13 protein-coding genes are annotated in these 12,849 nt (G+C 74.1%); 11 read left to right on the top strand and 2 right to left on the bottom strand.

What is annotated here, in order from left to right; translation table 11 throughout:
- Positions 1 to 38 precede the first annotated feature (38 nt).
- The 3 genes from dhaL to PS467_RS37220 all read left to right on the top strand — a co-directional run bounded on the left by dhaL (position 39) and on the right by PS467_RS37220 (position 2,736).
- Positions 39 to 731 (top strand): dihydroxyacetone kinase subunit DhaL, encoded by a 693-nt coding sequence (gene dhaL / locus PS467_RS37230; RefSeq protein WP_268976072.1) that lies wholly within the window; start codon positions 39 to 41, stop codon positions 729 to 731.
- A 259-nt stretch (positions 732 to 990) separates the two neighbouring features.
- On the top strand, positions 991 to 2,073 hold the full coding sequence (locus PS467_RS37225) for an acyltransferase family protein (RefSeq protein ID WP_432280687.1): 1,083 nt from the start codon (positions 991 to 993) through the stop codon (positions 2,071 to 2,073).
- Between the two features lie 66 nt (positions 2,074 to 2,139).
- Entirely contained in the window at positions 2,140 to 2,736 is a 597-nt protein-coding gene (locus PS467_RS37220; RefSeq protein WP_311038939.1) for a helix-turn-helix domain-containing protein, read from the top strand.
- Positions 2,737 to 2,770: 34 nt separating this feature from the next.
- On the opposite strand, the gene PS467_RS37215 is transcribed toward PS467_RS37220, so the two are convergent.
- Entirely contained in the window at positions 2,771 to 3,007 is a 237-nt protein-coding gene (locus PS467_RS37215; protein ID WP_268976070.1) for a hypothetical protein, read from the bottom strand.
- Positions 3,008 to 3,101: 94 nt separating this feature from the next.
- Positions 3,102 to 3,644, bottom strand: a complete 543-nt coding sequence (locus tag PS467_RS37210) for a cupin domain-containing protein (RefSeq protein ID WP_311038938.1) — start codon at positions 3,642 to 3,644, stop codon at positions 3,102 to 3,104.
- Between the two features lie 95 nt (positions 3,645 to 3,739).
- Here PS467_RS37210 and PS467_RS37205 point away from each other — a divergent pair, with 95 nt between their 5' ends.
- The 8 genes from PS467_RS37205 to PS467_RS37170 all read left to right on the top strand — a co-directional run bounded on the left by PS467_RS37205 (position 3,740) and on the right by PS467_RS37170 (position 12,271).
- Positions 3,740 to 4,150 carry an RrF2 family transcriptional regulator gene (locus PS467_RS37205; protein ID WP_268976068.1) on the top strand — a complete coding sequence of 137 codons (411 nt, stop codon included), beginning with the start codon at positions 3,740 to 3,742 and terminating at the stop codon, positions 4,148 to 4,150.
- Positions 4,147 to 5,142: a DsbA family oxidoreductase gene (locus PS467_RS37200; protein ID WP_311038937.1), complete on the top strand. Its 996-nt coding sequence runs from the start codon at positions 4,147 to 4,149 to the stop codon at positions 5,140 to 5,142. Before PS467_RS37205 ends, PS467_RS37200 begins: the two co-directional genes overlap by 4 nt.
- 373 nt (positions 5,143 to 5,515) lie before the next feature.
- Positions 5,516 to 7,093 (top strand): ABC transporter substrate-binding protein, encoded by a 1,578-nt coding sequence (locus tag PS467_RS37195; protein WP_311038936.1) that lies wholly within the window; start codon positions 5,516 to 5,518, stop codon positions 7,091 to 7,093.
- Positions 7,090 to 8,109: an ABC transporter permease gene (locus PS467_RS37190; RefSeq protein ID WP_311038935.1), complete on the top strand. Its 1,020-nt coding sequence runs from the start codon at positions 7,090 to 7,092 to the stop codon at positions 8,107 to 8,109. Before PS467_RS37195 ends, PS467_RS37190 begins: the two co-directional genes overlap by 4 nt.
- Positions 8,106 to 9,008 (top strand): ABC transporter permease, encoded by a 903-nt coding sequence (locus PS467_RS37185; RefSeq protein ID WP_311038934.1) that lies wholly within the window; start codon positions 8,106 to 8,108, stop codon positions 9,006 to 9,008. Before PS467_RS37190 ends, PS467_RS37185 begins: the two co-directional genes overlap by 4 nt.
- On the top strand, positions 8,986 to 10,044 hold the full coding sequence (locus PS467_RS37180) for an ABC transporter ATP-binding protein (protein WP_311038933.1): 1,059 nt from the start codon (positions 8,986 to 8,988) through the stop codon (positions 10,042 to 10,044). Before PS467_RS37185 ends, PS467_RS37180 begins: the two co-directional genes overlap by 23 nt.
- Positions 10,041 to 11,093: an ABC transporter ATP-binding protein gene (locus PS467_RS37175; protein ID WP_311038932.1), complete on the top strand. Its 1,053-nt coding sequence runs from the start codon at positions 10,041 to 10,043 to the stop codon at positions 11,091 to 11,093. The genes PS467_RS37180 and PS467_RS37175 overlap by 4 nt, the downstream gene beginning before the upstream one ends.
- Before the next feature lie 44 nt (positions 11,094 to 11,137).
- Entirely contained in the window at positions 11,138 to 12,271 is a 1,134-nt protein-coding gene (locus tag PS467_RS37170) for an LLM class flavin-dependent oxidoreductase (RefSeq protein WP_311038931.1), read from the top strand.
- Positions 12,272 to 12,849: the final 578 nt, after the last annotated feature.

The following is a 12,849-nucleotide window of genomic DNA, read 5'->3' as shown; positions in this document are numbered from 1 at the left end:
CCTGACCCCGCCCCACCGTCCCGAGGAGTTGCCCGCCCATGTCCGACCAGCCCGGCCCGAAGGGCCTCTCCCACGCCGCCGTCCTGGACTGGCTGACCCGGTTCGCCGCCACCGTACGCTCCGTGGAACCCGAGCTCACCGCGCTCGACCAGAAGGCGGGCGACGGGGACTTCGGCGCCAACCTGGTCACCGGGATGGACGGTGTCCGCCGTGCGCTGGAGGCACTGGTGGCCAGCACGGGGAATGGCCGAAGGGGCCCGGACGTGCCGCTCGACGCCGCCGCGCGGGTCTTCCTGGACGACGTCGGCGGCACCAGCGGTCCCCTGTTCGGGCTGCTCTTCCAGGAACTCGCCGACGCGCTGGGGATGGCCGCCGACCCGCCCGGGACCGCCGCGCTGGCCCTGGGCACCGCCGCGGGGGCGGCCGCGATCCAGCGGGTCGGCGAGGCCGAGGTGGGCGACAAGACGATGGTGGACGCCCTCGTCCCCGCCGCACGGGCACTCGCCTCCTGCGCACCCACCGCCGACCCCGCGCACGCGCTCCACGTGGCCGCGGTCGCCGCGCATCGGGGGGCCCGCGCCACGACCGATCTGCGCGCCCGCCGCGGGCGCGCCAGCTACACCGGTGACCACGCCCGTGGCGTCCCGGACCCGGGTGCCCTGGCCGTCGCCCTGCTGTTCGCCTCCGCGCACGCCGAGCTGACCTCGCTGAGCCGGCTTCCCGTGTCGTGATTGACCGCTTCCCGTGCCGTGATTCCCCATGCCCTGGCCGTGATTCCCCATGCCCTGGCCGTGATCCCCGTGCCCTGCGGGAGGAAGCCGAGGCCGAGATCACCAGGGAATCCCCGCGAGTACCGTCAGCCGGTGCGTGTCACGGCCGGAGCGCACGTATCGTACGGGGTTCCGAATCCAGGACCGCATGGCCACGGCCGAACCGGGCAGGCGACCAGGATTCGACTGTCGGCTCGATCAAAGGTGTTCAGGAGAATCTGTGCAGCAGGAGAGCCCCACCGGTGTGACCACGCCCCCGGCCGTACCCCGGCCGCGGGACGGCGCCGCGCCGAAAGGCCGCACGCGCGACCCGTACTTCGACAACGCGAAGTACCTGACCATCGTGCTGGTGGCCTGTGGCCACGCATGGGAGCCGCTCACCTACGGCAGCCGGGCCGCCACCGCGGTCTATCTGCTGGTGTACGCGTTCCACATGCCCGCGTTCGCCCTCATATCGGGCTACTTCTCGCGGAGTTTCGACATGTCCCCGGGGCGGGTGAAACGGCTGTTCACCGGGGTCGTGGTGCCGTATGTGGTGTTCGAGGTCGCGTACACCCTGTTCTACCGCTGGGCACAGGACGATCCGGGCTATCCGATCAGCCTGCTCGACCCCTGGTACGTGATGTGGTTCCTGGCCGCGCTGTTCATCTGGCGGATCACCACCCCGCTGTGGCTCGCGCTGCGCCATCCGGTGCCGGTGGCGCTGGCGGTGGCGGCGCTGGCCTCGGCCTCGCCGGACAGCGGCGGGGATCTGGGCCTCCAGCGGGTGCTGGCGTTCCTGCCGTTCTTCGTGCTCGGGCTCACCCTGCGGCCGGACCACTTCACCCGGCTGCGGAACCGGCGGGCCCGGCTGATCGCCCTTCCGGTCGGAATCCTCGCCCTGGGCACGGCGTACAAGGTGGCGCCCTGGCTGGACGCGGAGTGGTTCTACCACCGCACGAGCGTGGCGAGGCTGGACGGCGTGCCGCCGTGGGCCGGTCTGCTCACCACACCCGTCCTCTTCGCTCTGGCGCTGGTGCTGACCGCCTGCTTCCTGGCCTGGGTGCCGGGGCGCCGGACCTGGTTCACCGCGCTCGGCTCCGGGACGCTGTACGGCTATCTGCTGCACGGCTTCATCATCAAGTCGTCCCGGTTCTGGGACTGGTACGACCATCCGTGGCTGCACACCCCGCTCGGGGAGCTCGCCGTCACCGCGGCCGCGGTGCTCATGATCAGCGCGCTGTGCACCCAGCCGGTGCGCCGGGTCCTGCGGCCCGTGCTGGAGCCACGCATGGACTGGGTGTTCCGGCGCACCGGTTCATGACGGCGGGAGAGTGCGCATGGCAGCCGCCACTTGACACAGCGCTTTGCCGAGGTGGCAAATGAGGGTATGGCTGATGAAGATCTCACGGAGGTGCTGACCGCCGTAGGGCCCCGGCTGCGGGCGTTGCGGCGCACCCGTGGCACCACCCTGGCCCAGCTGAGCGAGACGACCGGGATCTCGCTGAGCACGCTGTCCCGGCTGGAGTCGGGGCAGCGCAAACCGACGCTGGAGCTGCTGCTGCCGCTGGCCAAGGCGTACGGGGTGCAGCTGGACGAGCTGGTGGGGGCGCCGGCCACCGGGGATCCGCGTATCCACGCGCGGCCGTTCACCCGGTACGGCCACACGTTCGTTCCGCTGACCCGCTATCTGGGCGGGCTGCACGCCTACAAGCAGATCATGCCGCCCCGGCCGCCGGGCGAGCGCGACGCACCGCTCGAGCAGCGGGTGCACGAGGGCTATGAGTGGCTCTATGTGCTCTCCGGGCGGCTGCGGCTGGCGCTGGGCGAACACGACCTGGTGCTCACGGCCGGGGAGGCCGCCGAATTCGACACCCGCACCCCCCATGGCTTCGCCAACGCCGGGGATCAGCCGGTGGAGTTCCTCTCCCTCTTCGGGGCGCAGGGTGAGCGCATCCATGTCCGCGCCCGCCCCGCCGGTGGCTGAGCCGCGTCCGTTTCCCCGTTCCGCCCCGGGGCGCTCACCCCGAGGGCTCGTCCGGGACGGGCTGCTCGGGGTGGACGCTTCCGGTCTGCGGCTTCCCCCGCCGCCCCGTGCCGGACTCGTCCGTCTCGGGGACGTCGTCCGTCTCCTCGGGCTCCTGGCCGGCGCCCGCCACGTCCAGGTGGTCGGGCCCGTCCTGCGCCTGCTGGTCGGGGAGGTCCCGGGGGATCCCGCCGCGCTCCTCGCCCTCTTCCGGCCGCCGGTCGTCGCTCATGATGCCGCTCCTTTCCTCGGTGGGGTTCGTGGAGGGGACACAGCACAGGCGATTACCCGCGAGCGGCGGCCGAATGCATGGCCGGCCCGGTCGGTTACTCCCCCCGCTCCCGCCGCTCTCCCCGCTCCCCCTGTTCCCCGTGCTCCAGCACGTACAGCTCCGGCAGGTTGACCACGATGGCCTCCTGGGTGCTGCGGGCGATGACCACCACCGCCTCGTCGTCGGGGTCCGGGTTCTCCTCCCGGTGCGGCACATACGGCGGCACGAAGATGTAGTCCCCCGGCCGGGTGCGCAGCCGGATCTCCTCCACCTGTCCGTCCCGTTCCTCGGCGAAGACGAACTCGGGGTGACCCCGCACCACGAAGATGGCCGTCTCGGACGCGCCGTGGTGGTGGTTGGCGGAGGCGGTGTCCGGCGCCACATGGGTCTGGCCCATCCAGAGCCGCTCGGACCCCACCGACTGACCGCTGATCGCGGCGAACCGCCGCATGCCCTCGGTCTGGGCGGTGCCGGGGTCGACGTCCTCGGTACGGATGTGGTGCAGACGCGTCCGCAGGGGGCCGTCGGGGGCGGTGTCCCTCAGATGCGGATGGAACGCGTCGTGCTGCTGCGCGGGGTGGCCGCCGGGCGTCGTCATGGCATCGACCGTAGAAAGTCCCGGCAATGGATGTCAACAGGTGTCCTTTCGCTCACCAGGCACAACACGGCCGATCCAGGCTGCATAATGACCGTATGCAGATCTCGGCGAAGGCGGACTACGCGGTCCGGGCGCTGGCGGAGCTGGCCGCGGACGCGAGCAGACCGCTCACCTGCGAGGCGATAGCGACCTCCCAGGACATCCCCTTCCGGTTCCTCAAGGCGGTCTTCCGCGATCTGCGCCAGGCCGGTCTGGTGCGCAGCCAGCGCGGCTGCGAGGGTGGCTACTGGCTCGCCCGCGACCCCGCCGAGATGACGCTCGCGGACATCGTGCTCGCCGTGGACGGCGCGTTCCTGACCCTGCGCGGCGAGCGGCTGGACGACCTCGGCTACCACGGCCCGGCGGCCGGGCTGCCCGGGGTGTGGCGCGGGATGGAGGACCATGTGCGCCGGGTGCTGACCACCACCGCCCTGAGCGACCTGGTCGGCGAACGGCTGGCGGTATGACGCCCACGGGCGCCGGCCGGCCCCGGCACAGCGGTGCGAGCGGCGACGGCGCCGCCGAGGTCGGGGCCGTCGGATCCGGGGCCGTCGGGTCCGGGGCCGTCGAGGTGGTGGAGTTCACCGATCCGGCCTGCCCGTGGGCCTGGGGATCGGAGCCCGCGTTCCGCCGGCTGCGCGCGCTCACCGCGGGGCGGGTCCGCTGGCGCCGGGTGTTCGGCATCCTCTTCGACGAGGGCGACGATCCGGCGCCGGACCCGGCGGCCGAGACCGCCTGGTACAGCCGCTACATCACCGATATCGCCCGTCATACGCGGGCGCCCTACGCACACCGGCTGCGGTGGGTGGCGGCCACCAGCCGGCCCGCCTCGCTCGCCGCGAAGGCGGCCGAGCGGCAGGGCGCGACGGCCGCGGAGCGGGTGCTGCGGCGGCTGCGCGAGACCACGTTCGTCCTGGGCACTCCGGCCGATACCGCCGAGCGGGTGCTCGACGCCCTGGCCGGTCTCGACGGTGTCGATGTGGGGCGGCTGGGCGCGGAGATGGGCGAGCCGTCGGTGGTGGCGGCCGTCCGGCGGGACCACGCCGAGGCCCGTGCCCCCGTCCCGGAGGCGCGCGCGTTCCACGCCCCGGGTCCGCACGGCACGGGCGTCAAGGAGACCGACGACGGGGTGCGTTACGCCCTGCCCACCCTGGTGTTCTCCGGCCCCGGCGGGCGGGTGGCCGCACCGGGGTGGCGGAGCATGGCCGAGTACACGGCGGCGCTGCGCACGGTGGCGCCCCATCACCTCTGGGACGCGCCCCTGACCGGCCCGGAGGAGGCGCTGGCGGAGCACCGCAGCCTGACCGGACCCGATCTGTCGCTGCTGACGGGCGGCGCCACTCCCCCGCCCTCGGCCGTACGGGTGGACACGGCGGGCGGTCCGCTGTGGCTGCACCCGGACGAGGCCGCCACCCATCCGGCACTCACCCTCCCCGAGCTGAAAACCCCCAGGCCGTAGCCGTCTTGGCCAATGAGACACCAAAAGGTGTCCATTGACTTCGCGGGGTCTGGCCCCTCACCATGGGCACATGATGACGACGCACTCCGCCGTGGTGTGCCGATACGTGGACTTCCGGCGCACCGCCAGCGCCATCTGTCGCTGACCGCCCGCTCCCGCGGTCCGCCACGTCCCCCGAGCGCCCTGTTCCGCTCGTTCTGCCCTTTCTGCTTCTCCTTCTCCTCCTTCTCGCATGTCCGCCCCGGGCCCAGCGCCTCCGGCCCGCACCGGCCGCCGCCCGTTCGCATGTCCCTGTGCGCGCCAGGTGCGGTGACGCGCGCTGTTCCACGGCCGCCCCGGGGGCAGTCGACACCACGAAAGGCGACGTCCAGCCATGTCTCCCGCCGCCCCGCCGCTTCCCGTCCGCCTTCCGCCCGATCCGCCGCCGGACCCCGCTCCGGGCCGCCGCTCGGTGCTCGGGCTCGCGCTGGGGGCGGGTGGCTCCCTGCTGCTGGCCGCCTGCGGCGGGGTGGCGACGACCGGGGCGGGCGGCGGGGGCGACACCCTGCGCTGGGGCTGGGATCTGCCCTCCACCTGGGACCCGGTGTTCTCCTCCAAGGGCTGGGACGTCCATCTGCTGTCCCTGGTCTACTCCGGGCTGACCCAGCTCGACGCCAAGGGCGGCGCCAAGCCCGCGCTCGCCTCCTCCTGGCGCTACTCCCCCGACGGCCGGCGGCTCACCTTCACCCTCCGTCGGGGGCTGCGGTTCTCCGACGGCACCCCGGTGAACGCCGAGGCCGTGAAGAAAAGCCTCGACCGCGGCAAGAACCACCCCGAGTCCCTGATCGCCTCCCAGCTGACCAGCATCGAGACGGTACGGGCGCCCGATCCGCACACCGTGGTCCTGGAACTCACCGAGGCCGACTACCAGTTGCCCGCGCTGCTGGCCGGGAAGACCGGCATGGTGGTCAGCCCCACCGCGTTCGGCGCGGACGAGGCGCGCCTGGCCACCCGGCCGGTCGGCCACGGCCCGTTCCGGCTGGTGTCCTACACCCAGAACTCCATGGCCAGTCTGCGCCGCGACCCCGGCTACTGGAACGCCGAACACATCGCCGTCGAGCGCTTCGAGGCGTATCCGAAGCCCGATGAGACCACGGCGCTCGCCGCGCTCCAGTCGGGGCGGCTCAATGTGGCCCAGATCCCGTTCAGCCAGGTGAAGGCGGCGCGTGAGGCCGGTTTCCCGGTGCAGCTCATCCCCTCGATGGTGGTGCGCGTCCTGGATGTGAACACCACTATGAAGCCCTTCGACGACCCCGCCGTCCTCAAGGCCCTGAAGTACGCCGTGGACCGCCAGGCCCTGCTGGACAGCGAGCAGTTCGGCCACGGCGAGGTGGACCACCAGCCGTTTCCGCCCGGCTACCCGGGCTTCGACCCGGGGCTCGGCGCGGTGTACGAGCACGACCCGGAGCGGGCGCGCCGGCTGCTCCGGGAGGCCGGATACCACGACGGCGTCGAGGTGACCATCACCACCACCCAGCCGCAGGGCGCGCCCGAGCAGCTCCAGGCGCAGCTGAACCGGGTCGGGTTCCGGGCCCGGATCGAGGTCATCCCCGCGGCGCGGGCCTCCCAGGTGGTGTACGTCCAGCACTCCCGCGCCCTGTACCTCGACCAGTTCGCCGGGCGGGAGTCACCGGTGCAGGCCATGCAGGTGCTCTTCGGCGCGGAGGGGCTGATGAACCCCTCCCGCCGGACCACGCCCGAACTGGAGGCCGCCGTGGCCGCGGTGCGCCGCACTCCGCTGGAGTCGCCGCGCTATCCGGAGGTGCTGCGGGCGGCCACCTCGGTGGCGGTGCGCACGATGCCGAACGTGTTCCTCTACACGGTGCCGCGCGCCCTGGCCCGTACCTCCTCCGTCTCCCCCATCCCCGCGCTCCCGGTGGTGCAGCGGTTCGAGGGGGTGACGGCCGGATGACCGCGCTCGCTCCGCATATCGCGCGGATGCGCCGGAAGGCCGTACGGCCGGCCCGTGTCCCCCGCTCGCTCGGCCGCGTCCTGGCCACGGCGGGCACGGTCTTCCTGCTGTCCTCCGCGCTCACCTTCGGTCTCGGCGCGCTCTCCGGGGCCAATCCGGCGGCGGCGGTGCTCGGCGAGACGGCGACACCCGCCGACATCGCCCGGATGAACCACCAGTTCGGCCTGGACCGGCCCCTGTGGGAGCAGTACGTGTCGTGGCTGGGGCACGCCTTCACCGGGGACCTGGGCCGCTCGTGGTTCACCACCGTCCCGGTGGCCGACAGCATCCGGCAGGCGATTCCGGTGGACCTGTCCATCGCCGGGCTCGCGCTGCTGATGGCGGTGGTGCTGGGCGGCGCGGCCGGTGTCGCCGCCGCGCTCAGGGCCGGCGGCCGGCTGGACCGCGCCGTCACCGCGCTGTGCGCGCTGCTCGGCACACTGCCCGGTTTCGTCGTGGCCATCGCGCTGGTCACGGTGTTCTCGCTGAAGCTGGGCTGGCTGCCGTCCGGCGGCTATGTGCCGCTGGACATGGACCCGGCGCAGTGGCTGCGGTACACCGTGATGCCCGCGTTCGCGCTGAGCCTGGAGGCCGCGGCCGCCATCGCCCGTCAGCTGCGCACCTCCCTGGTGGGGACGTTGCGGGAGAACTATGTGACGGGCGCGGTGATGCGCGGGCTGCGCGCCCGGCGGGTGGTGTTCGGCCATGCCCTGCGCAACGCCGCCGGACCGGCGCTCACGGCGCTCGGGATGAGCGTGCCGATGCTGCTCGGCGGCGCGGTGGTCACCCAGCAGATCTTCGCGCTGCCCGGCCTCGCCCAGCTCACCCTCCAGTCGGCGGAGCAGCACGACATCCCGGTGATCCAGGGGACGCTGCTGGTGACCATCGCGGTGGTGCTGGTCGTCAACGTGGCCGTCAACGCGGCGCTGCTCGCGCTGAACCCCGCCGCCCGGCGCCGGGAGGTGACGCGCCGATGAGGACGTTGCGACGGGCGTGGCGGCCCGCCTCCGCCAAGGTGGCGCTGCTGGTGCTGCTGGCCATCGCGCTGCTGGCGGTGTTCGGCGGCTGGCTCGCGCCCCATGACCCACTCGCCCAGAACCCCCGGAACATGCTGCGCGGTCCCGGCCCCGGCCATCTCCTGGGCACCGACTATCTGGGCCGCGATGTGCTCAGCCGGCTGCTGGAGGGCAGTGGCCGCTCGGTGGCGGGCGCGGTGGAGGCGGTGGCTGCCGCGATGGCGGTGGGGGTGCCGGCCGGTCTGGTCTCGCTGTGGATGGGGCGGGTGGGCGAGTGGATCGCGCAGCGGGTCGTCGACGCGCTGATGACGCTGCCGTTCACCGTGTTCGCCATCGCGGTCGTGGGCGCGCTGGGCAATGGGATGCACCAGGCCATGCTGGCGCTCGGGGTGCTCTACGCCCCGCTGTTCTTCCGGATGACCCGCGCCGCCGGCTTGAGCCTGCGGCACGCCCAGTACGTGGAGTCGGCCGAGCTGTTCGGCGCCTCGGTGGGGCGGGTGCTGCGCACCCACATCTGGAGCAAGGTCCTGCCGACGGTCATCGTCACGGCCGCCCAGGCGCTGGCCACGTGTCTGCTGGTGGTCTCCTCGCTGACCTTCCTCGGGGTCGGTGTGCAGCCGCCCGCCGCCACCTGGGGCGGCATGCTCGCCACCGATCTGGGCTTCCTCACCCAGCAGATCTGGGCACCGGTGTTCCCGGCCGCGCTGATCGTCATCACCGCCGGGGCGCTCAATCTGCTGGCCGACGCCGTACGGGACGCCGGGGCGGACGAGCTGCTGCCCACCGGTGCCCCGGACGCCACCGCCGACTCCCCCGACACCACCAAGGAGCAGGCCGATGCCGCACTCCCCGTCGCCTGATCCCGCCGCGCCCGGCGGGCCCGTCCCCCGGCCGGCCGCGCTGTCCGTCGAGGGGCTCGGCGTCACCGTCTCCGCCGGGCGGCTGACGGCCGTACGCGATGTGTCGTTCACCGTGGGCCGCGGTGAGGCCGTCGGCCTGGTCGGCGAGTCCGGCAGCGGCAAGACCCTCATCTGCCGGTCGGTGCTGGGGCTGCTGCCCCCGGGCTGCGCGGTCTTCGAGGGCCGCATCACGCTGGCCGGTGAGGAGCTGACCGGGCTGTCGCGCCGGGAGTGGGACCGGGTGCGGGGCACCCGGGTGGGCGCCGTCTTCCAGGACCCCGCCTCGTATCTCAACCCGTCGCTGACCGTGGGGCGTCAGCTGACCGAGGTGCTGCGGGTGAAGCGGGGACTGGACCGGGCGCGGGCCCACGAGCGGGCCGTCGAGCTGTTCGCCGCCGTCGGGCTGCACGACCCCGCCGAGGTCGCCCGGCGCCATCCGCACGAGCTGTCCGGCGGGATGCTCCAGCGGGTGCTGATCGCCATCGCGGTGGCCTGCGCACCGGATCTGCTGGTGGCCGACGAGGCCACCACCGCGCTGGATGTGGTGGTCCAGGCCGAGGTGCTGGAGCTGCTGGCCCGGATGCGCGCCGAGCACGATCTGGCGCTGCTGCTGGTCAGCCATGATCTGGCGGTGATCGCCGAGGTGTGCGACCGCATCCTGGTGGCCTACGCCGGGGAACTGGTCGAGGACGGCCCGGCCGAGCGGGTGCTGAACGACCCCCTGCACCCGTACACCGAGGCGCTGTTGCGCGTGGCCACGGTCGGCGACTGGGAGCGGCGCGAGCTGGAGGTGATCCCCGGCGCGCCACCTGAGGTGGGCGCGCGGCTGCCGGGCTGCCGGTTCGCGGACCGCTGCGGGTTCGCCGCGCCGGCGTGCCGCAGCGGCCCGGTGCCGCTGCGGGAGACGGCCGACGGGCGCCGGGTGCGGTGTGTGCGCGGCGAGGAGATCGATCTGTCGCGGGCCGGTGCGCGCGGCGCCCGGGAGGTGGCGGTATGAGCGGGCTGCTGGAGATCTCCGGGCTGACCGTGGCCTTCGGCCGGCGGGGCGCGCGGCCGGTGCTGGACGGTGTGGAGCTGTCCGTGGGCGAGGGGGAGATCGTCGGGGTCATCGGGGAGACCGGCTCCGGCAAGACCACGCTGGCCCGTGCCACCGTGGGCCTGGTCGCCCCGCGTTCGGGCCGGGTGGTCTTCGACGGGCGCGAGGTCTCCGGGCTGCGGGGGCGCGCACTGCGCGCGTTCCGCCGTTCGGGGCGGATGAGTTACGCGTTCCAGGACCCGCTGCGGGCCCTGGACCCGGAGCTGACGGTCCGGCGGGCGGTGGCGGAGCCGCTCGCGGTCGCGGGCCAGCTCGACGACGCCGGGAGCGCGGCGCGGGTGGACGAGGCGCTGACGACGGTGGGCCTGGACCCGGCTCGCCTCGGCGACCGGCTGCCGGGGGCGGTCTCCGGCGGTCAGCGGCAGCGGGTGCTGCTCGCGCGGGCGATCGTCACCCGGCCCCGGCTGCTGATCGCCGATGAGCCGGTGAGCGCCCTGGACGCCTCCAACCGCAACCGGGTGCTGCGGCTGCTGGACCGGCTGCGCACCGAGCACCGGATGGCCGTCGTCGTCATCTCGCACGACCTCAGCTCGCTGGCGGGCATCGCGGACCGGGTGGCGGTGCTCTACCGCGGCCGGGTGGTGGAACAGGGGCCGGTACGGGAGGTGTTCAGCCACCCCTTGCATCCGTACACCGCGCTGCTCACCGCCTCCGCGCCGAGCGTACGGGCCGAGAAGGGGCCGGGCGCGGCGGCGCTGCGCCCGTCGGCCGAACCGCCCGCCTGGACGGCGCGGGAGGGCTGTGTCTTCGGCCACCGCTGCCCGTTCGTCATCGACTCCTGCCGCACCGCGCCCGCGCCGGCCCCGGTGGGCCAAGGGCGCTTCGCCGCCTGCCACCGGGTGCCGCGGTGGCGTGAGCTGGTCGCCCAGGCGGCCGCTCCGGCCGCCGCACAGCGGCCGCCGGAGCTGATGGCGGCCACCGGAGAAACCCGCGAGGAAGCCGGGCGGTGACCCTCCCCCCGGTCGCGTTCCGCCCCTCATGAGAAAGGCTGACGATGTCCGTCGAGTTCATCGGAATGATCGGCACCCGTGAGGTGTCCGAGATCCACCCGGCCCGTGGCCCCGTCGTGGACGCCGATTACACGCTGCGGTTCGCCCGCGCCCATGAGGACGCGGGCTTCGACCGGGTGCTCATCGGCTATGGCTCGGCCACCCCGGACGGCGCCCAGGTGGCCGCGTATGTCGCCGCGCACACCGAGCGGCTCGGGCTGCTGGTGGCCCACCGGCCCGGCTTCGTGGCCCCCACCCTGGCCGCCCGTACCTTCGCCACCCTCGACCAGTTCTCCGGCGGCCGGGTGGCCGTGCACATCATCAGCGGCGGGCGCGACGCCGAGCAGCGGCGCGACGGCGACTACCTGGGCAAGGACGACCGTTACGCCCGCACCGACGAGTATCTGGAGATCCTGAAGCGGGCGTGGACGGACGAGGAGCCGTTCGGGTACGACGGCCGCTTCTACCGCTTCGAGGACTTCCACGCCGAGGTCCGCCCGTACCAGCGGCCGCGCATCCCCCTGTACTTCGGCGGTTCCTCCGAGGCCGCCTACACCGTGGGCGGCAAGCACGCGGACACCTTCGCGCTGTGGGGCGAACCGCTGGCGGAGACGGCGGAGCAGATCGCCTCGGTGCACCGGGCCGCCAAGGCCGCCGGGCGGGCCGAACCGCCCGGTATCAGCGTGTCCTTCCGGCCCATCCTCGGGGCGACCGAGGAGCAGGCGTGGCAGCGGGCGCACCGGATTCTCGACACCATCACCACCCATGGCCCGGCGGGCTCCTTCACCTCCTCCCGGTGGGGCCGCGAGACGCTGGGCTCGCCCACGACCGGAGGTCCGGAACCGCAGAACGTGGGGTCCCAGCGGCTGCTGGCCGCCGCGGCCCGGGGGGAGCGCCACGACCGGGCGCTGTGGACGGCGACCGCGGCCGCCACCGGGGCCGCCGGGAACTCCACGGCGCTGGTCGGCACCCCGGAGACGGTCGCGAAGGCGCTGCTGGACTATGTGGACATCGGCGTCACGACCCTGCTGATCCGCGGCTACGACCCGCTGGACGACGCCGTCGGCTACGGCCGTGAACTGCTGCCGCTGGTCCGCCAGGAGCTGGCCCACCGGGCCGCCGGCGGGGGCGCCGGGTAAACCAACCGCACGGCGCGCCGGACCGGGCGACGGCACAGCGGCGCCGGGCCGGGCGACCGCACAGCGGCACCGGCCGGACAGTGGCTCAACGGCGCCGGGCGGGGCAGTGGCTCAACGGCGCCGGGCCGGGCGACCGCACAGCGGCACCGGGCCGGGCAGTGGCTCAGCGGCACCGGGCCGGGCGACCGCACAGCGGCACCGGACCGGGCGGCGGCTCAGCGGCACCGGGCCGGGCGACCGCACAGCGGCACCGGCCGGACAGTGGCTCAACGGCGCCGGGCGGGGCAGTGGCTCAACGGCGCCGGGCCGGGCGACCGCACAGCGGCACCGGGCCGGGCAGTGGCTCAGCGGCACCGGGCCGGGCGACCGCACAGCGGCGCCGGACCGGGTGACGGCACAGCAGCGCCGGACCGGGCGACCGCACAGCGGCACCGGGCCGGGCAGTGGCTCAGCCGCACCGGCCGGGCGGCGGCACAGCGGCGCCGGGCCGGGCGGTGGCACAGCAGCGCCGGACCGGGCGACCGCACAGCGGCACCGGGCCGGGCAGTGGCTCAGCCGCACCGGCCGGGCGGCGGCAC

Source organism: Streptomyces luomodiensis (assembly GCF_031679605.1).
GTDB classification, from domain to species: Bacteria; Actinomycetota; Actinomycetes; order Streptomycetales; family Streptomycetaceae; genus Streptomyces; species Streptomyces luomodiensis.
This window is presented reverse-complemented; position numbering and strand designations above follow the sequence as displayed.

Excerpts from the sequence above, each read along its gene's own strand:
- dhaL (WP_268976072.1), top strand. The coding sequence starts at position 39 with ATGTCCGACCAGCCCGGCCCGAAGGGCCTCTCCCACGCCGCCGTCCTG.
- PS467_RS37220 (WP_311038939.1), top strand. The coding sequence starts at position 2,140 with ATGGCTGATGAAGATCTCACGGAGGTGCTGACCGCCGTAGGGCCCCGG.
- PS467_RS37215 (WP_268976070.1), bottom strand. The coding sequence starts at position 3,007 with ATGAGCGACGACCGGCGGCCGGAAGAGGGCGAGGAGCGCGGCGGGATC.
- PS467_RS37210 (WP_311038938.1), bottom strand. The coding sequence starts at position 3,644 with ATGACGACGCCCGGCGGCCACCCCGCGCAGCAGCACGACGCGTTCCAT.
- PS467_RS37205 (WP_268976068.1), top strand. The coding sequence starts at position 3,740 with ATGCAGATCTCGGCGAAGGCGGACTACGCGGTCCGGGCGCTGGCGGAG.
- PS467_RS37200 (WP_311038937.1), top strand. The coding sequence starts at position 4,147 with ATGACGCCCACGGGCGCCGGCCGGCCCCGGCACAGCGGTGCGAGCGGC.
- PS467_RS37195 (WP_311038936.1), top strand. The coding sequence starts at position 5,516 with ATGTCTCCCGCCGCCCCGCCGCTTCCCGTCCGCCTTCCGCCCGATCCG.
- PS467_RS37190 (WP_311038935.1), top strand. The coding sequence starts at position 7,090 with ATGACCGCGCTCGCTCCGCATATCGCGCGGATGCGCCGGAAGGCCGTA.
- PS467_RS37185 (WP_311038934.1), top strand. The coding sequence starts at position 8,106 with ATGAGGACGTTGCGACGGGCGTGGCGGCCCGCCTCCGCCAAGGTGGCG.
- PS467_RS37180 (WP_311038933.1), top strand. The coding sequence starts at position 8,986 with ATGCCGCACTCCCCGTCGCCTGATCCCGCCGCGCCCGGCGGGCCCGTC.
- PS467_RS37175 (WP_311038932.1), top strand. The coding sequence starts at position 10,041 with ATGAGCGGGCTGCTGGAGATCTCCGGGCTGACCGTGGCCTTCGGCCGG.
- PS467_RS37170 (WP_311038931.1), top strand. The coding sequence starts at position 11,138 with ATGTCCGTCGAGTTCATCGGAATGATCGGCACCCGTGAGGTGTCCGAG.